11 protein-coding genes are annotated in these 17000 nt (G+C 36.0%); 7 read left to right on the top strand and 4 right to left on the bottom strand.

Going from position 1 to position 17000, the window contains the following annotated elements; all coding sequences use genetic code 11:
• Positions 1-158 precede the first annotated feature (158 nt).
• Positions 159-2681: a 5'-nucleotidase C-terminal domain-containing protein gene (locus ACP6PL_RS12750; RefSeq protein ID WP_426545638.1), complete on the bottom strand. Its 2523-nt coding sequence runs from the start codon at positions 2679-2681 to the stop codon at positions 159-161.
• A gap of 160 nt (positions 2682-2841) precedes the next feature.
• Between ACP6PL_RS12750 and ACP6PL_RS12745 the strand changes: the two genes are divergently transcribed.
• The 3 genes from ACP6PL_RS12745 to ACP6PL_RS12735 all read left to right on the top strand — a co-directional run bounded on the left by ACP6PL_RS12745 (position 2842) and on the right by ACP6PL_RS12735 (position 7175).
• Positions 2842-3732, top strand: coding sequence for a phosphate/phosphite/phosphonate ABC transporter substrate-binding protein (locus tag ACP6PL_RS12745; protein WP_426545637.1), 891 nt, complete (start codon positions 2842-2844; stop codon positions 3730-3732).
• Between the two features lie 347 nt (positions 3733-4079).
• Positions 4080-4961, top strand: coding sequence for a phosphate/phosphite/phosphonate ABC transporter substrate-binding protein (gene phnD / locus ACP6PL_RS12740; protein WP_426545636.1), 882 nt, complete (start codon positions 4080-4082; stop codon positions 4959-4961).
• Positions 4962-5261: 300 nt separating this feature from the next.
• Positions 5262-7175: a HAMP domain-containing sensor histidine kinase gene (locus ACP6PL_RS12735; protein WP_426545635.1), complete on the top strand. Its 1914-nt coding sequence runs from the start codon at positions 5262-5264 to the stop codon at positions 7173-7175.
• 1156 nt (positions 7176-8331) lie between these two features.
• Here ACP6PL_RS12735 and ACP6PL_RS12730 read toward each other — a convergent pair.
• From ACP6PL_RS12730 to ACP6PL_RS12720, 3 genes are all read right to left on the bottom strand, one after another.
• Positions 8332-10341: an FAD-dependent oxidoreductase gene (locus ACP6PL_RS12730; RefSeq protein ID WP_426545634.1), complete on the bottom strand. Its 2010-nt coding sequence runs from the start codon at positions 10339-10341 to the stop codon at positions 8332-8334.
• A 334-nt stretch (positions 10342-10675) separates the two neighbouring features.
• On the bottom strand, positions 10676-11059 hold the full coding sequence (locus tag ACP6PL_RS12725) for a hypothetical protein (RefSeq protein ID WP_426545633.1): 384 nt from the start codon (positions 11057-11059) through the stop codon (positions 10676-10678).
• A gap of 193 nt (positions 11060-11252) precedes the next feature.
• Positions 11253-11516: a hypothetical protein gene (locus ACP6PL_RS12720; protein ID WP_426545632.1), complete on the bottom strand. Its 264-nt coding sequence runs from the start codon at positions 11514-11516 to the stop codon at positions 11253-11255.
• Between the two features lie 201 nt (positions 11517-11717).
• On the opposite strand from ACP6PL_RS12720, the gene ACP6PL_RS12715 reads away from it, so the two are divergent.
• The 4 genes from ACP6PL_RS12715 to ACP6PL_RS12700 all read left to right on the top strand — a co-directional run.
• The gene (locus ACP6PL_RS12715) at positions 11718-12824 is read left to right on the top strand and encodes a DUF1822 family protein (RefSeq protein WP_426545631.1); all 1107 of its coding nucleotides are present in this window, start codon (positions 11718-11720) and stop codon (positions 12822-12824) included.
• A 24-nt stretch (positions 12825-12848) separates the two neighbouring features.
• Positions 12849-13268 (top strand): XisH family protein, encoded by a 420-nt coding sequence (locus ACP6PL_RS12710; RefSeq protein ID WP_426545630.1) that lies wholly within the window; start codon positions 12849-12851, stop codon positions 13266-13268.
• Positions 13256-13588 (top strand): XisI protein, encoded by a 333-nt coding sequence (locus tag ACP6PL_RS12705; RefSeq protein WP_426545629.1) that lies wholly within the window; start codon positions 13256-13258, stop codon positions 13586-13588. Before ACP6PL_RS12710 ends, ACP6PL_RS12705 begins: the two co-directional genes overlap by 13 nt.
• A gap of 421 nt (positions 13589-14009) precedes the next feature.
• On the top strand, positions 14010-17000 hold a 2991-nt coding region (locus tag ACP6PL_RS12700; RefSeq protein WP_426545628.1), incomplete at its 3' end, for an nSTAND1 domain-containing NTPase.

The raw sequence follows: 17000 nt of genomic DNA, 5'->3' as shown, positions 1-17000 counted from the left end.
AGGGCTTCAGCCCGATATTCAAGAAGATGGACTAAAGTCCAACTACCAACCTGTTTGTAGTAGGGCTTCAGCCCGATATTCAAGAAGATGGACTAAAGTCCAACTACCAGCCTATTCGTAGTATTGCTCTCAGTCCTATATTAGGAAGAAGAATAATTTTATCCTCTAAAAATAAAATTATCAGCATCAAGTGTGGGTGCATTTTCCAGAGTGACGAATAAACCGCCACTACCTAACCCTGCACCATTACCATTCTGGTTATAGAATAAATTACCGTTACTGGTATTGTAAACAATTACAACATCGTTAATAGCAGCAGCAGCATCACTGGTGACAGTAGCAAATATTTCGTCAAAATTAGCTCCATCCTCAATAGCAGTGAAAGTATCTCTGTCTAGAAGAATAATATCCCGCTGCGGATTAAAATCAGTAATGGTATCTTGACCTAAATCATCTTGACTATAAGCGCGATTTGTGTTAAAGATAAAACGATCTCTACTTGCACCACCAGTCATCACATCGTCTCCAGAACCACCATTGAGGCGATCGCGTCCTTGACCACCCCTGAGAGTATCGTCACCATCACCACCAAATAAGCGGTCTGAACCAAGGCCACCATTTAAGATATCATCACTACCACCACCAAACATGGAGTCATTACCGCGGCCACCACGAAGAGTATCGTCCGTATCTTCTCCGGCGAGGCGATCGTTAGTACGACGGCCTCGAATAACTAAGACACTATCATCTTGCACAGACAAATTCTGAATTCGTCTGTCTCGCTCTGGAGAAACGTCTGTACCGCCAAAAGTAGAATTACCATTAATGGGGAAATTTTCTGACAGAAACTCAGCTAGGGCATCTTGTTCGGAACCGTTATCAGTGAAGTTAGCATTGTTAGTTGCACCTGCTGGTAAAGCTTCATCTACTAATTCAACTTGATTTTCGCCAAACAGTGGGAAAGGATAATTATCGCCTCCACCTGCAAGGAAATTGAGAGTCACTAGGCGAATTTCTCGGTCTGGGTTTCCAACTATTTCACCATTGCGAACTACAACATCAGCGATCGCTCCATTCTCATCTGTAATTGCCAGACTCCTGACGCGCTCTCCATTAGTTGCAACACCTGTAAGATTTCCATCAGCATCTTCACCAAATTCGATAGCTTGGCGAGTGGCATCAAAACTGAAATTCAGACCACCTACTTGGGGAAACTGACCTGGTGTTGCACCATCTGCGGTTGCTGCTACACCATGCTCAAGAATTTGTTTTAGTTCTTCTGCTGTAACTGTTAGTAGAGTTAGTTCGTTATTGAAGCGGAGGGTATTCTCAATATCTAGCTGAGAAATTTGCCCTTCTTCTTTACCTACAAATTCATTTCCAGTAGGAGGCAACTGCACTAAATCATCTGAAGTACCGCCAGGAGGAATAAATGACTGACCTATGTTGTCGCGGATACCGCCACCATTTTTAATGGAGACTACTACATCAGATTCATATTGTTGAGCAACAAATAAATTTGCATCTGCCGTGAGATTTCCTAAGTTAGTTTCTTCGGTGCGGACATTTCCTCTTGTACCGTTGAGGAATACACCTGTAGAACCGAAAATATTACCGTCTCTCTCAGCAATATTTTCATTAATAGCATTTGTCACAGCTACTACTGTAGGATCGGCTTCATCTTCTGGCTCGACATCTTCCCCAAAAGCTCGGTCAACTCCCTCATCATCAGTAGCATAAGCACCACTTAAATCTTCATCAAAACTAGTAATAATACCATTTTCGTCAAAGTCAGCGATGAGGCGACCAACATATCTATAGTTGCCGTCGCTATTAATAACTAATACAGGTTCATCACTAGCGGATGTTAGTTCGAGGGGATATTGACCTTGATCTTGGTCTCCATCTCGTAGAATGTCGTCTTCTGCAGCGAGGAGAGTGTTGGAACCTCCAGCAATGATTACATCAACATCTGTCAGACGTTCTGCTAATTCTTGATCGATGCTAATCTGCTGCATGTGGGTTAGCAGAATCACTTTGTTAATACCTGTGGCAGTTAATTCATCTACTGTTTCTTGAATAATTTCCGCTAAAGCTTCAATATCATTACTGTCTGAGGGTGAGACAACAACATCACCAGAAGAAGAAATGGAAGGTAAGGCAGGGGTGGTTGCACCGATAATACCTATTTCTTCCCCACCTACTTCAATAACAATGCTACCTGAAATTGTATTAGGTTGGGGCACTCCGCCGTCTGCTACAACAAAATCAGCAAGATTTTCATCAGGACCAAAGTCAAGATTAGTGCTGAGATAGGGGAACTGAGTACCTAGAAAACCATCACCACCAATTCCTGGTCCTGTAATTTCAGGGTTGGCTGTAATTAGATTAGCAATAGTTCCTGTTCCTTGGTCAAATTCATGGTTACCAAAAGCAACTGCTTGAAACCCAAGAGCATTATTAATTAAAATATCACCAATGCCTGCTTCATCATAAAGTTCATCACTAGCATTAAAGAATGGTCCGGGAATATAAATATCTCCAGAAGATAATTTTAAAGTATTATCAAAATCATTTTCGAGAGCGTTAATTACTGCAGAAAAATTAACAGCATCTTCAATTGCTGGAATACCGCCTTCTTGGTCAGCAGCATGAAGAATTTGTAGTTGAATTGGTTCCATGTATTTTGGGAAATTTTGATATTTTTCTTGCCTATAATATCCTCAAAGAATTAAGTAACATTTAAAAAAAGTTTGCCATTAGGTTAAAGGTAGGTTAAAAATTTAAATAATGTTATTATATAACTTAGTAATTCAGCTAAATTATACTGACACAAAATATATGAGACGGCGTAATTTTCTTGGGTACATTTTACTATTAATTACCAGTTGTTCTGCAATGAAAAATGATAATATGACTAGCTCAAAAATAGTAAATAAACCAGAAATACTAAGGTTTGCAGTAACAGATGTTGTTGGTGAAGAAAAGTTGAGTGATTATGAACCATTTCGTGTTCTTCTAGAAGAAGTATTAGCAACAAAAATTGAGTTTGTTCCAGTTGAGAGTTATATCGCAGCTACAGTAGCTTTACAGTTAAATCAAGTAGATTTAGTATTAGCTGGGCCATCAGAATATGTTGTGATTAATGCTCGGACAAATGCAATACCTCTGGTGGGAGTGACTCGCCCTAATTATCATTCTGTGATTGTAGTTAATTCTGATAGTCCGATTAAATCTGTTGCGCAACTAAAAGGTAAAACTATAGCGATGTCATATATCGGTTCTACAGGTGGTCATTTAGGGGTAACTAAATTACTAATGAATGCAGGATTAGATCCTAAGTCTGATTTGAAAATTCTCATGTTGGGAGATGATGGCAGTCTAGAAAGTTTTAAACAAGGAAAGGTTGATGCCTGGGGAGGCTCTACTTCAGACTATGATTTTCTCCTCAAAACAGAGAAGGCATCAGAAAATGATTTTCCGATCATAGCTAAAAGTACTTTGTTACCTAGTGATATAATTATTGTTAGTAATAAACTAGATTCTCAAGTAGTTGAAGAGTATAAAAATATGATTATTAACAATCAAAAACAATTAGTCACAGCTTTAGCAGAGGGAAAATCTACAAAGAAATATAAGACTTCTGAACTTATAGTTGCTAATGATACTGATTACGACTTGATTCGTGATGTTTATAAGGCAATTGGAGAAGGTGATTTGATTGGACCTTAATCTCTGGTTGTTCACAAGTAAATTGTAATTTTGGTAATTCTTATTTCCACAGCAAGTTAAACACAACAATTATTACATTTAATTCAAGTAAAAAGTTATATATTTTAGGGAATAGTTCAACAATTAATAATTACCTCTTCTATAATAGAATAATTGGGCTAAAAAGATTTTTTTTTCTCTTGGTCGATTTGATATAGCGCCTAGGTCATGCTCCGCAATCGACACCTTTTTCTCCATAAATGGGGATGCTTTATACCTTGATTTTTAGGTAAGATTGTAACAGGGAGCATCAATAATTATTTATTATGTAACTCCGTAATTCAGCTAAATTCAGAAAGGAAAAAAGTATGAAACGGCGTAATTTTCTTGGATCTGTTTTACTATTTATTACCAGTTGTTCTGCAACGACTAATAACTCGGAAATAGAGAATAAACCAGAAATACTCAGATTTGCAGTGACAGATGTTGTTGAAGAAGGAAAATTAAAACGTGATTATGAGGAATTTCGTACTGCTCTAGAAGAAGTATTAGCAACCAAAATTGAGTTTTTTCCAGTTAAAAGTTTTGGCATGGCCGCCGCAGCTTTACAGTTAAATCAAGTTGATTTGTTATTAGCTGGACCTTCGGAATATGTTGTGATTAATGCTCGGACAAATGCAATACCTCTGGTGGGAGTAACTCGCCCTAATTATCGTGCTGTGATTGCGGTTCCTGCTGGTAGTCCAATTAAATCTGCTGTTCAATTACAAGGTAAAACTTTAGCATTGTCAGATATTGGTTCAACAAGTGGTCATCTCGGACCGACAAAACTGTTGATGGAAGCAGGATTAGATCCTCAGTCCGATCTGAAAATTCTCATGTTGGGAGATAATGGCAGTTTAGAAAATTTTAAACAAGGAAAGGTTGATGCTTGGGGAGGATCTGCTGTAGATTATCAATATCTTCTGGACACTGAGGATGCATCAGAAAATGATTTTCCGATCATAGCTAAAACTGATTTGTTACCTAGTGATGTAATTATTGTTAGTAATAACTTAGATTCTGTATTGGTTAAAGAATATAAGAATCTTCTTGTTAATAATCAAGATAAATTAATAAATGCCTTAGCAAAGGGAGAATCTACAAAAAAATATAAAGGTTCTAAATTGGTATCTGCTAATGATAGTGATTACGATCTGATTCGTGATGTTTATAAAGCAATTGGAGAAGGTGATTTAATCTCACAATAATATTTGGGACAGGGAATAGAGAAAATAAAATAAGTAAAATAAGTTGAGTATTTTGAGTTAAAAATACCTGTTTTTTGAGATTTAAACAGGTATAAAAATATCCGACATTTCAGGGTGCTAAATTTTCGGTTTTGGTGAAAAAATAGGTAAGTATATCTAATTAAATTCAAAAAAAATGTAGTGGTTTGTCAGGATTAATTTGATGCGCAATCCATTAATTTTTCTCCCTTGCATACTTACCTTCCTTGTCTTCTTGATTTAGTTTTAACCCATCATTAGCTAATAAAAACAAAAAATCTTATGCAATCTGAAAAAAATGATTATTTCCAAGATATAGAAGTTAATTCTTCTCTAATCAATAAGATGCGACAGCCAAATCAAAATAGAATTTGGAAACTGCTAAATAAATTTTTGATCAATAGGATAACTAATCGATTAAACCGGCTCAGTATTGCTAAAAAATTTGGTTATAGCTATGCCATAGCAATTGGTATTGCAGTAATTGGTATTGCTATAGGCTTAATAATTTCAGAATATTATGAAAAGCAGGCACTAAAAAAACTAAATATTGCAGACAAACAAAGTAAAACTCTGAATGATTTGGAAAAATCTGTATTGGGAATGACTTCCCATCCTCAAAATTTAGTTCCAGCATTGACTAAAAATATTTGGTTTGATTTTGAGAAGGCAAAATTTTTAGGATATGTTAGTAGAGTCAGGAAAAATTTAGAAGAGCTGGATATTTTTATAGATAGTTATCCTAATGATTTAGCTATAGAAATTAGGCAATATCAAGAATTATTAAAATCCTATACAACAGTCACAAACGATTATGTAGATAGGATTAAATACCTATGGAAAAAAATTGACCCACCTAATTTAAAACCAGAGGAAGTACCTCAAGCGCAAAAGGTAATTATTGTTTCATTAACTGATAAAGGAGCTACTCAAATAGATCTAAAATTCGAGCGTTTATCGGGAAAATTAAGCTCTATTATGAAATTAGCAGATGAGCAATATTTGGAAGCTAATTTTTCTTTCAATAGAGTCATTCAATTACAAAAAAGAATTATTATTGTTAGTATTTTTATTTCTCTAGGTACTGCAACATTTTTAGCAATTTATATCAGTCATGTAATTGCTTATCCTTTAAAACAAGTGACTGAAGTTGCTCAAAGAGTCACTAAAGAATCTAATTTCCACCTACAAGCTACTGTGAATACAAAAGATGAAGTTGGATTGTTAGCTGTTTCTTTAAATAAACTTATTTTGTGGGTAGGAGAATACACTCATCAGCTAGAAATATCTCAAAAAACTTTAGAAAACCGCGTGGAAGAACGGACTATTGAACTTACTAAAACACTACAGCAACTTCAACAAACTCAATCCCAACTTATTCAAACAGAAAAAATGTCTAGTTTAGGGAAAATGGTTGCTGGAGTTGCTCATGAAATTAATAATCCAGTTAACTTTATTTATGGCAATACTGAGTATGTGAAAGAATATGCTGAAAGTTTGTTAGAGTTAGTAAATTTATATCACGAGCATTATCCTAAACCAAACCCAGAAATTGAAGATTATCTAGAAGAAATTGACTTAGATTTTTTAAGTGAAGATTTTTTAAAAATTTTATCTTCAATGAAAAATGGTGCAGAAAGGATTCGACAAATTGTTCAGTCTTTAAGAAATTTTTCCCACCTGGATGAGTCGGATGTCAAATCTATTAATCTCAATGAAGGTATTGAAAAGACTCTGGTAATTTTAAATCATAAACTTGACTCATTCAAATTAATTAAAAATTATGGAGAATTATCTTTAGTTGAGTGTTATCCAGCCAATATTAATCAAGTCTTTATGGATATACTTGTTAATGCTATTGATGCTATTAATGAACCAAAATTTCAATTGCAAACAAGTCAAATAGATTTTGTTCCTACTCTAAAAATTCAGACTGAAAAAATAGATATTGATCGAGTTAAAGTAAGTTTTTGGAATAATGGTCCGGTAATACCAGCAGATCTTATAGACAAATTATTTGACCCTTTTTTTACAACCAAACCTGTTGGTAAAGGTACAGGTTTAGGATTAACAAATTGCTATCACATTGTTAAACAACATGGTGGAAAAATTGAAGTAATTTCTCATCCTGAGCAAGGAACAGAATTTACTATTACTTTGGCAACCAAAATGCCTCATTCAATAATTAATAATTAATAATTACCTTTTTTTATAAAGAAGAGGATTGGTTAAAAGGAATTTTTTTTGTTTATATTGTAAAAACAATAATAGCTATATAGCGGTTTTTACTCTAGTTAGGTACATCAACGATCCCCCTAAATCCCCCTTAAAAAGGGGGAGAACCAGAAGTCCCCCTTTTTCAAGCTATACTTTATAAACATCTTTCTTAACATAAAATTTTACAAAACAGAGAAGTTATGAATTTGCTATTCAATGGATATTTAGGAAGAATAAATGTATTTAAAAACACGTTTTTTTTCCTGCAAGCCGTAATAAATGCGCTCACTCTCACCCCACCCCCCATCTTCCCATCCCCCTATCAAAAAAGGGTTTTAGGAGTTCCTTATAAGGGATAGTTTTTCAAGGGGGGTTAGTGGGGATCTGCAGCAGCCTACCTCACGCTTACTGGGAAATGCTATATATCATTATCTATTATCCATTGTTCATTATCAATTGTTAAAGAGGTAATTATCCATTATTCATTATCAATTAATGAATGAAGCTTAACCAAACTTTATTCAGAATTTAACTAACAGATGTTAGATTTATTTTTACTGGAGTAATATCTGGGAAACAAAAAAGCTGACAGTTGATAAGTAATTATGATAAGTATACTGACAAAAAACTAGAGTTATTTTTTATTAGGTAGAAAAATGTTACAAACCAAATGTAAAATTTCTAAATTTAGACAAGTTTCAATTAATAGAACTTGTAACCATACATTTTCTGTCGCGATTAAAAAACCAAAGTATAGATATAACTATGATGCTTTTGTTTCTAGTACGTCTCACCCTAAATTAGTTTCCTTACTTCAAGTTACAAAACTTTAAGTGACCAAGTTAAGACACAACCCAAGAAAATTCTATATATTAAATCAATAAATTTGAAAATATTAGACATCTCTAAAGATTATTTTTTTCAGAGATATATCTGCCTGACCTTTAACGGTATAAATTTTAAGTGAATAGAATATGAGAATTTTGTGATGAGTGTAGAATTATTTCTTTTATAGCACTCACCATTACTGTTAGGAAATTCTCAAATTCTCAAATATAGTCACAGCAAAAACTTAACCTTTAATTTTGACTTCTACTATATTTTCCACTCAACACAAATACCTCATCTTTAAATTCTATTTCCATTCATCCCAAGTATTATTAAAAATCGAAGTTTCAGGAAAAGCTGTGGGATTGCCATTTTCCTGCAAACGACCCTGTAATATTTCCAATTCCCATTCTTTAGAAGGCATATCATCAATTAATTCATAAGGAAAAATACCCCTTTCTAAAGCAAAATCAATTGTTGTACCAGCAGCAGCTCCAGCAGACCATTCAAAAGAATGAACTCGATAGGCAGCAGCAGCAATATAACTTGTGGCAATACTCTTTCCAGCTACTAACAAATTATCAATTTTTTGGGGAATCATTGCTCGTAAAGGAATTTGAAAAGGATAGGCAGAACCCTGACCTCGCCTAATACCTGCTCTTTCAGTATTACCTGGTGCTTCTGCTGGACTTTTTGTCATACAAGGATGAAAATCTATGGCATAATGACCAATTCCTACACTATCAGGAAAAATCGTTGCTCTTGCTCTTTGAGGCATTTCTTTCATTGAATTAATTTGTGCATCTGGGGGTACAAAAGCAGCCACACTTCCCCACAAATAATGCAACATATCTGGGGGTAAATTTTGCAGATAAAAATTATCCCGAAAATTCTTTTTAGCAATATCAATTTCTCCCACAGCAAAACCTTCTGGATGAGTTTTGCCGACACGACCAATAATTCGTCGGCCCTCTCGCATATAAGGATATTTCGACAACCCATGAGCTGTTCCCATCGGTGCATCAAACCCAGTCAATAAAAGATGATTTGGATATTTTTTCTTCACTCCTTCTCCTAACTGGGAGTCAGTAGTTCCTTCAACTAACCAATGAAAATAACCGAGGGCATTTTCTTCACCTCGACGGAGGGTTTCGGCACGCAAACCACCCATCCAACCCCCCGGTTGTAGTTGACCTGTAGCTTGTAGTTGTCCTCGACTGTAAATCAAGTTATCATCACGGTTTCCAGGGCGGTAGTCATTACCCCAAGTCCAATTTTGCATGGAAATGTCACCAGGAAAAATCGTTCGTTTTTTGTAGTCGCGTGGTTGGGGTGCATCTGGTTTCACTGACCAAATTTGCCGATAGGTGAAAACTAGGGGGAAACTAGCTAGTCTCGATAATTCATAACTATAGTAGGGAGCGTACTGAGAATAAAATGGCGGTTCCACATGAATTTGAGGTGTTTCAGTTGCCTGCATCGCGAAGGTGTAGGTAAAACCTTGAGTGCAGTAGGAGTCTCTTCTGTCAACGGGGGATGAGGGGTCAACGTAGGTTTGGGGATCGATACCGAGACGATAGGGAACATCTGCTAGAGCAATAATTTCTCCGGTTTCCGTTGCTTCTACAACATACCAGTCGGCACCACCTGTTTTTTCTGGGGATGCTTGGGGTACAAACTGAATTATGGTTTTGTCAAATCTTGCTGAGTTTTGGTAGCGGTAAGCATCTTCGATAATTTGAGATAGAGGTTCGGTGTTTATAGGTGGGGTGTTAGCTGCTGGTTGATGTTGGATGGCGATCGCTCTATTAATTTGATTATTAGAAATGTCTAAATCTTTAACAACAGTATTGGGAAACCATTTTAATGTGCCTCCACCTTTTTTGGCAGCATCCTCTAACATCTCAAATAGGATACCGTGACCATCATAAGGCATAAAACAGGAGACGCTTACCCAACAGGTGCCGGGATTTAATCTACCGTATTTTTCTTCAATGCGTTCCCGTAATTCTAGATAACCACGGGGATAAAATAGGAGGCTACGTTGGGTGCCGCGTTCGTCGAGAGCGGAGGTGCCTTGGGAAGAAATTTGACCGCCTACCCAGTCGGTGATTTCTGTTATACAAACGGTACGCCCTAGTAATAGTGATTCGTAGGCGGTTGCCGCTCCTGATAAACCGCCACCGATGACTAAAATTTCGCAGGTTTCTTCTTTGTCTGGGGTACGGGGTGACGCTGCTAAGGTGGGGGCGATCATAGGAGTTAGGGAGAATAAACTGAGAATTAGGCTAATTATTGGTTTGGTTTGTTTGAGCATAGTGAACTGTTAATAATCAAATACTCAAATTTTAGATTAATTTGAACAAACTTGATTTCGAGTCCAATATATTTGTATGGCCAATTGAATAATGAGTACATAGTTGAGGAATTTTAAGCCCAACTCAATACAATTATTTTTAGGGGAAGCCGTAATTACTGAGGATTTTGTGATTTAGTTTAGATATCAAATATATTATTAACCCTAATTAATGTAGGGACGTTGCATAACAAAAATGCGAACATCCCTACTACTGACAATGAAAAGCGCTCTAAACCCGATTTGTTATTTTGGTGCGTAAGTCCCTATCTAACCTGTTTATCTTCGTTTTAGTTTAGTATTTCCTTTGAACGCTCGTAACTGCTGAAGATTTACCTGTGCGTTCATTGATGAGAGTATTCCATCTACCATTATCCATAATTACTGTAATCATGTCCCCAACTTTTGGACTAATTGGGCTGGCATAATAAACATCAAACCTGTTACCTGTAGAAACGCTCTTCAGCGTAATCCTTCTTGTAGAAGAAGACAACCAAATAATACTAAAAGCATACCGCCCTGTCTGAGCAATAGTGTTTTCCGGTAAATTTTCTGGAGCAACTTGGATAGTCTGTGGGCGATCGCTTGTAGTTGACTTAGCTATTGCAGGTAAAGTAATAGTCAAACTAGAATAAATAGCTACAAGGGTAGCAGAAATAAATGAAAAATATTTGTTCATAATGAATAACTCCTTAAATAGAATAAATATTTGAGAAACCAGGTTTGTTTCCCTAGCTAACCAGGAAAAACATCCTTAATATGTTCTGTCCATTGATACCCACAACTTTGACAAGAAAAACCGAGGTGTTATGCGAAAATGTAGCCAAAGTATTTACAACTTTGCCATTTAACCAATATCTTGATGAAGAAAACTAGGAAGATGAACTTCCGAACAGAGCATCGAGAATGGCGACTCCCACCGCGAAAGCACCAACTGTTCTCGTTGTGCCCATAGTGGTGTCTCTAACCACATTTCCTGCAGTATCTATTGCCATATATTGTTGCCCATTCGTGCCTTCATAATAGAGAATAAATCCATCTGCGGCCTCTTGATAGCCAAGATATTCAGCAAAGGGATGATAGTGCTCAATAGCTTCAGCAAACATCTGGTGCATAACAATTTCAGATGCAGACATATCTAAATTTCTCCTGTTTTTTATTGGTATGGGTGATCGGTAGTTAGCGATCGCCTGGATGATTTTTTCAATAGCTAAATTAGATTTTGCTAGTGAAGCTCAAGAAAACTTTTTTTGCCTCACAATTAATACTCTACAAGGCGAATTGATAATATAAATTATTCCTAAATAATGGTCATTATTAACAACAATGGTAAAATTGTGACTATTATAAAAAAACGTTGCGAGGTAAATTTGATGAATCAAGCTGCAAGTAATCCTAAGTGTCTTCAAGATTTAGTTAATTATAACTTTTATGCTGAAACTCAAGCTGCTTGGAATGTTAATAATTTAATTGTTGACCTAGAAAAAATTAGAAACCAATACTTACCAATGGGAGAAGGCTTAAGCAAATTTCACAAGCAGTATTTATTAATGGTATTAGTAGGAAAACAACTTCCGGATATGGTTGCTGAACTGGAAGATATTTCATCAGTTGATTCTCTCAGAACTAAACTAAGTAATGATAAAAGGAAAAAAGGGATTCATTTTTGCTTACAAAAATTACTTAAACAAGAAATTGGTAATCCTCAAGATATCATTTTTCATTTGTTTAATTCTCAATATAGAAAACAGCCTCAACCTCCTAATTTTGAAAAAGAAAGAAGTTTATTAATTAGAATACCTGATGATGTTTCAGCAAAACAATTGTTAGAAATTGAGAACAAAGTTAGGGCGATAACAGGATGCCCTTATCTTAGGGTAGTAGAAATTAAAATGGGTAGTATAATTTTGCATTTAAAAGGTTCTCAATCAGCTTGTGAGCAAATAGAATCTTTGTATCAACAAGGTTTACTTTCAGATAGATTAGGTGTTCCTATTATAGATGTAGAAATCATACCAAGTCAGGTTAATTTAACCCAATGGTTTGATAATATTTTAACTACTGGATGGCAGGCAGCAAATGAATTATTAACGCCCTCACAATTAGCATTAGTTAGAAGTACAGAAATTAAAAGTGCAAAGTTAATTGACTTACGAGCCGACTTGTTGAGTTATACTGTAGTTTTACTGGTAAATTTAGTCAGGGAAAATGATGATTCTCCTGAAGTAGAAATAACTTTACGAGTTTATCCGACTGGGGATGATGTTTATCTTCCTCCTAATTTGAAGTTAATTGTTTTAAGTGAAAATGAAGTTTTTCAAGAAGTTACAGCTAGAAGCGAAGACAGGATTATTCAATGTCAATTTACTGGAGAATTAGGGGAAGAATTTACGGTACAATTGGTATTAGGTGAAGCTGTAATTAGTGAGGATTTTGTGATTTAATCAAGTTAGATTTATTTTAAAGCTATGCCAGCTAAAGACGTTTTTCATCATGCTGTTAAATCAGCTTTAATCAAAGATGGTTGGAAAATCACCGACGATCCTCTATTTATTAAACCTAGCACTAGAATATCTCTGTACATAGATATAGGTGGCGAACGAGCTATTGGTGCAGAAAAAGATGGTCAAATAATAGCAGTAGAAATTAAAAGTTTTTTGTCAATGTCACCCTTGGCAGAATTTCATACTGCTCTTGGTCAATTTCTGAACTATATGTTAGCTTTAAAGCTAAATCAGCCTGAACGAATTTTATATCTGGCAATTACTGAAGATACTTACAGAGATTTTTTTAGCGATCCTTTTATTCAACTTTCTGTAAGTACCTATCAAGTTAAATTACTAATTTTCGATCCTTTAGAAGAGGTAATTGTTTTATGGAAGAATTAAATTATCCAGAAATTGTCACCCAAATAGTTAAAGAACACTATCAATATCATAGTCAAGATTCACAATATGAAACACAACTAATTTTGGATTCACAAAGAAATCATTACCTCTTAATTTCTTTACGTTGGCAAAATGAAAAACGGGATTATGGTTGTTCTATTCATGTTGATATTAAAGATGGCAAAATTTGGATTCAGCAAGATTTTACCGAGCAAGGAATTGCTCAACAATTATTAGATTTAGGTGTGCCAAAATCTGACATTGTTTTGGCTTTTCGTTCGCCTTTTGTACGACAGTTTTCTGAGTTTTCGGTAAGTTAGAAATTCTGGCATTGAGTAGGTTGGGTTAAGGTACGAAACTCAACTACTAGGATTTACCCAGAAACCGGGTTTATAGAGCAAATTTCGTGATTTTAATCATCAGGAGAATAAACCCGGTTTCTTTGTTGTTAAATAATGAATACCTCTCCCCCAACCCCTCTCCTGCAAGGCGAGGGGAGTATTTCTCCTCCTTCCCTACTAGGAAAGGGGGTTGGGGGGTTAGGTTTTTGTTTAGATGCGCTAATACTAATTTGTTGGGTTTCGCTGTCGCTCTACCTAACCTACAATTATATAATCAGGACTTACGCAGAACCAGCATATCTAGGCGAATCGCGATTCGCCCCTACACGAGATTCGCCCCTACAGATGGTATATAATTTCATTTTTTGTGCAAGTCATGATAATTTTAAAATCAATTTAATTGCCTATAAAACTGATAAATTTAGGAGCAGTTATGGGAAAGTTAGTTACTCTTAATATTGATGGTGGATTTCACCAGGGTTTTTCGGTGCGGGGTGAAATTTGGCAAGATGTAGATTCGATAAAAAATGAACCTAGTTTAGCGATCGCTAGTAAGTCAGCACATTTACTTCCACATTCTGAAATCTTAGAGCAGTATCGTCATTGGCAAAGTTTATATACAAATTTAGATTTATTTTATTCTAACCGTTTAAAACGTAAAGGTAGTTTTACAAATTATTCGGATCGAGATAAAGCTTTTGAAGCTTGTAAAAATGCTGCTAATTTATTAGCTCAAACTTTCAATATTTGGTTGAGTTCCCCCGATTTTCAACCGATAGAAATTTTACTTCGGAATAATTTGGATAAGTCGGAAAGTACGAGGATTTTATTGGCAACAGAAAATTATGGTTTACGACGTTTGCCTTGGCATGAATGGGATTTATTAAAGGATTTTCTGAAGGCTGAAATTTCCATCGCTTCTCCTAATTTTCAGCGAGTTAATACAACAATAAAATCTGACAAAAAAGATAAGGTAAAAATTTTAGTTATTTTGGGAGATAATGCCGGAACTGATGCTGATGAACAGGTAATTCGAGAATTAATTCCTGATGCAGAAATTTGTTGGTTAATAGAACCTGAACGCACACAATTAGATGAACCTTTGTGGGGAAAATATTGGGATATTTTATTTTTTGCTGGTCATGGCAAAACTAAAGATAATGGCAGTATTGGTACGATTCAAATTAATGGTCAAGATGTTTTGACTATTTCTGAAATAAAAAATCATCTTCAACAAGCTGTTAAGTATGGTTTAAAATTAGCAATTTTTAATTCTTGTGATGGTTTGGGTTTGGCTTACCAATTAGCAGAAGGTGAGGATTTACATTTACCGAAAATTATTGTGATGCGGGAAAATTTACCTGTGGCTATTGCTCCGCAGTTTCTCGAATTTTTTCTGGAAAATTATACTCAAGGTTTATCTTTATATAGTTCTTTGCGGGAGAGTCGGCAAAGGTTACAAATATTAGAAAAGGATTTTCCTTGTGTGAGTTGGTTGCCTGTTTTATGTCAAAATCCTGCGGAAATTCCTCCCCGTTGGTTCGAGTTGGGAGGAAATATTCAGATATCTCCCTATAAAGGATTGAGTGCTTTTACTGAAAATGATACGGAGATATTTTTTGGCAGGAAAGTGTTGACTAATTCTTTATTGGAAAAGGTGGCAAGGCAAAATTTAGTGGCTGTGATTGGTGCTTCGGGTAGTGGGAAATCTTCTTTGGTTGCTGCTGGTTTAATTCCTCAATGGTTGGCTCAAGCTACGGAATTTTTACCTCGTTTTGTGGTGAAAATTCGTCCTGGTTTTCCTCATCAGAATCCTTGGGAAAATTTGGCTGAGGAATTGGGGAAAATTTCACCTAATTTAATTGCAAATGATTTGGATTTTTTGGAATTGGTGGTAAATTTGGAGGCTAATTATGGGGAGTTGGCTAAATGTTTAACTGCCATTGTGCAAGAAAAGAATGGTTGTCAAATTTTGTTGGTAATTGACCAATTTGAGGAACTTTATACTTTATGTTCTGAGGAGAAACGTCGGTCATTTTTAGCAGGTTTGGTTGAGGCGGTTCGGCAAGAGAGTTGGAAAGTTGTTTTGACTTTACGGGCAGATTTTTTGTCTCAAGCTTTGGATGAAGATTTGGGTAAGATTTTTGATGAACGGGATAAGTTAATTACTCCTATGAATGATGAGGAATTAAGAGAGGCGATCGCTCTCCCTGCTGAAAAGTTTGAGGTGGAATTTGCCGATGAGTTAATTAACAGAATGATTCAAGATTATCGGCAAAATTCCGGTCATTTACCTATGCTGCAATTTGCTTTGGAGGAGTTATGGAAAAAGCAAAAATATGGGGTAATTTCTCTAGCGAGTTATGAAGAAATTGGGGGTTTGACTCAAGTTTTAGGGGATTATGCCGAAAAGATTTATTGTCAGTTAAGTCAGGAGGAAAAAGAGCAGGCGCGATATATTTTTACTCAATTAGTACAACCTATAAGTCAGGAAAAATCCGGGGAAGTTCGTCGCATTGCTACTCGGAAAATTGCGACTTTTGCAGATATTGGCAAGGAAAAATGGCAGTTAGTAATTAAGTTTGCCGACGAGCGTTTGGTGGTGACAAATAAGGAAAAAGATGTAGCTTCTGTGGAGTTGATACATGAGGTTTTAATTACTGCTTGGAGTCGGTTAAAAAATTGGATAGAGCAAGATTGGGAATTTCGACGTTGGCAAGAGAAATTAAGGGATAATTTGAGTCAGTGGGAACAGGAAAAGAAGGATGACTTTTTGTTGCAAGGAGGTTTGTTAAAGGAGGCAGAAAGTTGGTTGGAAAAAGGGGAGCAAAAAATTACTGAGAAAGAGAGGGGGTATGTTGAGAAAAGTAGGAAAAGACGAGACAGGGAGCGGCAAAAACTTATTGGTGGGTTGACTGGTGGTTTGCTGATGGTGTCATTATTGGCGGTGGGGGCGGTGTGGCAGTGGCGTCGGGCTGTTGTTGGAGAAACAAATGCTAATCTCAGAGCTGAAATAGCTAAATTAAAACGCCGTTTAGACTCTACCTTAGAAGTGCAGATGGAAGTGCTAAAATTAGCTCAAAAATTACAAGTAACAAAGGATGAGGCTATTCAGAAAGAAGGTACAAACCTACTGCGACAAATCGTTTACTGGGAGGGAAGGAAAGAAGTTAATAGTTTACAGGGGCACAAATATTCTGTCAATGCTGTAGCATTTAGCCCCGATGGGAAATTGATTGCTTCGGGGAGTTGGGATAACACAGTCAAACTGTGGAAAACAGATGGCACTTTAGTTGAGACTTTATCTGGGCACAATGGTTATGTCATGGGTGTAGTATTTAGCCCGGATGGGGAATTGATTGCTTCGGGTAGTTCGGATAACACAGTTAAA

The organism is Dapis purpurea BLCC-M126, assembly GCF_050015975.1.
Lineage (GTDB): Bacteria > Cyanobacteriota > Cyanobacteriia > Cyanobacteriales > Microcoleaceae > Trichodesmium.
Note: the sequence above shows the minus strand (reverse complement) of the source record. Positions and strands in the feature narration are given on the sequence as shown.